The organism is Halomonas sp., assembly GCF_052095765.1.
Classification (GTDB): domain Bacteria; phylum Pseudomonadota; class Gammaproteobacteria; order Pseudomonadales; family Halomonadaceae; genus Halomonas.
In genome coordinates this window covers 1-5,541 of sequence record NZ_JBQDJZ010000130.1, presented here as the reverse complement: position 1 = coordinate 5,541, position 5,541 = coordinate 1, and the positions used below count along the sequence as shown (strand labels likewise).

Sequence of the window (5,541 nt, the reverse complement as noted above, 5' to 3'; positions counted from 1 at the left end):
TAAACTGCTTTTTCGATGTCATGGAATATCCTAGTCATGATGAGTGATCAGCTCTGTTATGGTTACCTGAAATCATGGAAGAAACCAGTGCCAGAAGCAGACCAAATAATACGTGTCAGACAAATATGACGCGTCACCGAACGCATCACAAGTTGATCTTAGTGGCATTTACTCACGCCAGTTGAGTCTGGCGGCACCCACTAACGGCTGAATACAGGAGGCACCTTGCCACTTCGCGACCTTGTCCTTGCCTTGACCGTGGTTCTTATCTGGGCACTCAACATCATTGTCATCAAGGTTGGCGTTGCCGAAATTCCGCCGCTGATGTTGATTACCCTGCGCTTTGCGCTAGTTGCGGTGCTGCTGGTGCCCTTCTATCCGGTGGCGCGACATCAATTGCCTTTTCTCCTACTGCTATCTGTCACCTTCGGTACCCTGCACTTCGCGCTACTATTCATTGGTCTGGGACAGGCAGAAGCCGGTACCGGCGCTATCCTGGTGCAAATGGGTACGCCATTTGCCACCTTGCTGGCTGTGCTAGTGCTCAAGGAGGACCTGGGTGTCAAGCGCCTGGCCGGGCTATTGCTGTCGTTTGCCGGCGTTATCGTGCTGGCCGGCGGCCCCACACTGCCAGCGCCGCTGCCTACCGCCATTCTGCTAACCAGCGCGCTGGCATGGGCATCGTCTCAGCTACTGATCAAGCGCGGCCCGGCTATCTCTCCCATGGCACTTGCTGGCTGGGTAGCACTATTTGCTACGCCACAAGTGGCGCTGGGTTCCTGGTGGTTCGAGCAGGATCAATGGCAGGCGCTGACGTCGGCAAGCTGGCTTGCCTGGAGCGCGGTATTCTATACGGCGGTAATGTCGTCGATTGTGGCTTACGGCATTTGGTACGGGCTATTGCGCCGTCACCCCGTCAGCAGCGTCGTACCGATGATGCTGTTGGTACCCGTGCTGGCGGTGATACTCGGTGTGCTGCTGATGGATGATTCACTGGGACCCCACAAGCTGATCGGCGGTGGTCTTGTGGTGGCCGGTATCGGACTGATCGTGATTCAGCGTGGAGTCAAGCGTTATGAGAATCGTGACACCAGCCAGCATCAGTAAAGCAAGAGCCAGAAAAACTAGCTCTGACCTTCAGCCCCACATTGGCCACCGCTGTCACCGGGCCAGCTAACGCAATCGCCCACGCCGATACCACGCGCCGCAAAATAGCCGGCATTCACTTCCAAGGCAGCGCGATAACTCACATTTGGCTGGGTTTGCGGACAAGCCTGGGGGGAGTCGCTGGTGCAGGGCTTCATGTGGCGAATCTCGCTGATTCGGCCATCGTCACCGATAAAGGCGATGTCCAACGGAATACGCGTGCGGTACATCCAGAAACTGCCACTGACGAGCCGCGGATAGATAAACAACATGCCAGCCTCTGCGCCAAGCGACTCACGCTCCATCAGCCCTTGGCGACGCTGTTCATCGCTGACGGCAAGCTCGGCATTGAGCCGCTGCGGGCCTTGGTCGCCATGTAACGTGACCACATGCGCGTTTTCCGCAATGTTGCCAATGCCGCTATTACCACCGCCATTCGCAGCACTGGGCTGGCTAACGCCATCGGCGGCCAGCAACCTAGCGCCGGCCGGCAAAAGCGCAGCCAGTGGCAGGACCAACATGCCTTGCAAGACACGGCGGCGACGATTCCTTTCATTCATGTGTTCCACGCTTGTTCCTCTTTTGTATAGCTCCGCCTTGATGGCCATGCTGGCCAAACTAAGCCAGCTGACCCAGGATCGACTTGAGGTCGATGGCTGACTCTCCCGAGCTAAGTTCGAGCAGTGCTTCGAGGTTGTCAAGGTGGCGATGCAGGCTAAGGCGTGCGTCCTGGGCATCGCCCTTGTTAAGCTGGGCGAGCAGATCATCATGATCGCCGGGCAGATAACAAGAACCAAGCCCACCGCGCTTGTAGAGAGCAACAACAATGGAGGTTCTGAGCACCAAGTCGGTCAGCATGTTGCCTAGCACCCGGCTGGGGGAGCGCTTAGCCAACGTAAAATGCAGACTTAGAGAATGCTCGATACGCGCGCTTTCATCGCCACTTTCAAACGCCTCGACTTCGAGACGCGCAAGGCGCTCAAGTTCAGCCATGGACTCGACAGGTAGCGTACCAGCCAACAGCGCAACGACTTCACCTTCTACTAGCCGTCGCGCGTCAAACGTCTCACGGGTTTCCTCAACGCTCGGCGCCCTCACCCGACAGACTTGATTGGGGCGCTGATCAACCACGTAGTTAGAAGCCAGCCGCGTGAGTGCTTTGCGGACCACAGAACGGCTGACACCAAAGACTTCACATAGCGTCACCTCGGGCAGCCGCGTGCCCGGTGGCAGACGCTGCATCAATACCGCATGGCGCACCTGCTCCACGATCTCTTGATCGGTGATGCGTTCGCCACCCTTGCGTTTGGTGGCCAAGCCAGTGGACCAGTCATGCATCATCGTGAAAGACTCCAGGTTTCAGATATCAGATTCTCTGAACCTTCGCATGTTTCGGCCCAACTGGCTACAATTTGCATCCACTCCTGTACACACTATGGCATACCCGACTGTCTCCACCAGCCATCCTTTACTGGTGAACTTTGAACACCTTGAGTGTATTGGTGCCGCCGTGGGCATTCATGTGGTCGCCGCGGGTCAGGATAACGTGTTCGCCCGGGGCGGTGATGTTGTGCTTCGCGAGCAGTGCCATGGCCTGTTGATCGACCTCGGTAGGCTCCATGCTACTGGTGTCAAAAGGCAGCGAGATAACACCACGATACAGTGCCATACGCCGCTGGGCGATGGGGTTGTGGGCCAGCCCAATGATCGGTAAGCCAGAGCGAATCCGCGAGGCAATCAACGGCGTATAGCCAGTTGCGGTCATACAGGCAATGGCGGCCACACCACGCATGTGGTTGGCGGCATACATGGCAGACAGCGCAATGGTCTCGTCAGCACGCGAAAACACTTCATGGATGCGGTGCTCGGAGGACTGCGCCACCCGCTCACGCTCGGCCCCTAGGCAGACGCGAGCCATAGCTTCAACCGTTTCTACCGGATAGTCGCCAGCAGCGGTCTCGGCTGAGAGCATCACCGCATCGGTAGCGTCGAGCACAGCGTTGGCCACGTCGAATACCTCGGCACGAGTCGGCAGCGGCGATTCGATCATCGATTCCATCATCTGAGTGGCGGTAATCACTGCGCGATCCAGGGAGCGAGCGTGCTTGATGATACGCTTCTGGGTGCCAATCAGCTTCTCATCACCGATCTCGACGCCCAGATCACCCCGCGCCACCATGACCGCTTCGCTGGCCTTAATGATGCCGTCCAGGGTTTCATCATCGGCCACGGCTTCGGCGCGCTCAAGCTTGGCGACTAGGCCGATCTCGGCACCGGCGTCACCTAACAGCCGACGCGCTTCGTGCATATCTTCCGCCGAGCGCGGGAAGGACACCGCCAGATAGTCGACACCGATATCGATCGCGGTTTTCAGATCTTCTTTGTCTTTTTCGGTCAGAGCCGGTGCGGACAGGCCGCCACCCTGCTTGTTGATCCCTTTGTTGTTGGACAGTTTGCCACCCACCACTACGGTGGTGTGGATTTCGCTGCCGTCAACACGTTCGACATCCAGCACCACGCGACCATCGTCGAGCAGCAGACGGTCGCCGGCCACCACATCGTCGGCCAAAGTCTGGTAATCGCAGCCAACCCGCTCAGCGTTCCCCGCATTGCTGTCCAGCGAGATGTCGAGCACAAACGGATCACCAATCGTGAGCTCTACTGGACCGTCAGCAAAGCGGGCGATACGGATCTTTGGTCCCTGCAGGTCGCCGAGCGCGGCAACGCTACGCCCCAGACGATCGGCAATTTTACGTACCTGCTCAAGACGGCGGCGGTGGTCATCCGGCTCACCATGGGAGAAGTTGAGGCGCACCACATCAACCCCTGCGGCAATCATCTTTTCCAGCACACCATCCTGGTCACTGGCAGGACCGAGGGTGGCGACGATCTTGGTGCGTCGCAAGGGAATATGGTTTGACGGTGTCGGAGTAGAGACTGACTTTTTCATGGCGTCCTCGGTAACACTAAAATAGCTCGTAAGTCGTTGACGTTGGTGCGTGTTGGCCCAGTGACCAGCAGAGCGTCCAGCGCCGAGAAGAAAGTATACGCATCATTGCGTGAAAGATAGGTTTCAGCGTGCAGGCCTTTTTCTGCTGCCTGCTGTGCCTGCTCAGGGCCGAACACGGCACCGGCGTTGTCTTCACTGCCATCAATGCCGTCGGTGTCGATGGCCAGCGCATGGATGCCAGGCGCGCCCTGCAGCTCGTCGAAAGCACCCAGCAGGTATTCCACATTGCGCCCGCCGCGACCGTCGCCGACCACCGTGACGCTGGTTTCACCGCCAGACAGGATCAAAAGCGGTTTGGACAGCCCGGCCTGGTGCTCAAGGGCTAGCCGCGCATGGCTACGCCCCAGCTCTCTGGCTTCACCCTCCAGATCATCGCCAAGATATTCAACCGCTACATCACTGGCCTCGGCAAACGCCTTGGCGGCAGACATTGCCTCTTTGGCCCGTGCCAACATCACCTGCTGGTCACGCGCAAATTGCGGCGCATCGGGCGTCGGCCAGTCGCTGCTATTGGCCAGGTGGTGACGCACCTCGTCAGACACCGGGATCGAATAACGCTCGAGAATTTCCAACGCTTGCTGGGGCGTGCTGGCATCGGCCAGCGTTGGGCCTGAAGCGATCAGCGAGGCCTCGTCGCCTGGCACATCAGAAATCAGCCAAGTCAGCACCCGGGCAGGATGTGCAGTGGCGGCAAGACGCCCTCCCTTGATCGCCGACAGATGGCGACGCACCGTGTTAATCTCGCGAATCGGCGCACCACTGCGCAGCAGGTGATGGTTGATGTTCTGCTTCTCAGACAAACTCACGCCGTCGGCAGGCAAGGTCATCAGTGCCGAACCGCCGCCGGAGATCAGCGCGATCACCAAATCATCCTCACCCAGACCTGCGACCGCTTCGAGCATACGCTTTGCTGCGCGCTCACTGAGATCATCCGGCATAGGATGGGAGGCTTCCAGCACTTCGATGCGCTGGCAATCGGCTTGCCCTTGAAGGTCCGGGCCCTGAGGACCATGACCGTAACGAGTAACCACCAGACCAGACAGCGGTGCGTCAGGCTGACTAATCTGCCAGGCGCGCTCAAGGGCAGCTGCCATGGATGCTGCGGCCTTGCCAGCACCAATCACCAGAGTGCGGCCCGCTGGAGGCTCAGGAAGCTGATCGGGTAAAAGGGTATCAGGGTGCACGGCCCGCACACCGGCTTCGCCTAGCTTAACCAGCCAGTCACGCACCGCCACGGGGTCATCAAACAAAGAGGAGTGCTGGTTCATGGTGGGCTCCTGAATAAAGCTCCTTAATTAAAATACCCGGTGACAAGCAGCATCTGACAACAGCCACCTTCACCGGGCAAGGATCATTCTGGCTGGACCCGGGCAGACACGCTAGCC

Annotated in this window: 5 protein-coding genes; 1 reads left to right on the top strand and 4 read right to left on the bottom strand. The window is 58.6% G+C overall.

The window, feature by feature from the left end:
* Positions 1-225: 225 nt before the first annotated feature.
* Positions 226-1,107, top strand: a complete 882-nt coding sequence (locus ACTH3D_RS12460) for a DMT family transporter (protein WP_441667449.1) — start codon at positions 226-228, stop codon at positions 1,105-1,107.
* 17 nt (positions 1,108-1,124) lie between these two features.
* Here ACTH3D_RS12460 and ACTH3D_RS12455 read toward each other — a convergent pair whose 3' ends face one another.
* From ACTH3D_RS12455 to ACTH3D_RS12440, 4 genes are all read right to left on the bottom strand, one after another.
* Entirely contained in the window at positions 1,125-1,706 is a 582-nt protein-coding gene (locus ACTH3D_RS12455) for a DUF192 domain-containing protein (protein ID WP_441667448.1), read from the bottom strand.
* Positions 1,707-1,764: 58 nt separating this feature from the next.
* Positions 1,765-2,487, bottom strand: coding sequence for a GntR family transcriptional regulator (locus tag ACTH3D_RS12450; RefSeq protein ID WP_441667447.1), 723 nt, complete (start codon positions 2,485-2,487; stop codon positions 1,765-1,767).
* A 127-nt stretch (positions 2,488-2,614) separates the two neighbouring features.
* The gene (gene pyk / locus ACTH3D_RS12445) at positions 2,615-4,096 is read right to left on the bottom strand and encodes a pyruvate kinase (protein WP_441667446.1); all 1,482 of its coding nucleotides are present in this window, start codon (positions 4,094-4,096) and stop codon (positions 2,615-2,617) included.
* Positions 4,093-5,424: a glycerate kinase type-2 family protein gene (locus ACTH3D_RS12440; RefSeq protein WP_441667445.1), complete on the bottom strand. Its 1,332-nt coding sequence runs from the start codon at positions 5,422-5,424 to the stop codon at positions 4,093-4,095. Before ACTH3D_RS12440 ends, pyk begins: the two co-directional genes overlap by 4 nt.
* Between the last annotated feature and the right edge of the window lie 117 nt (positions 5,425-5,541).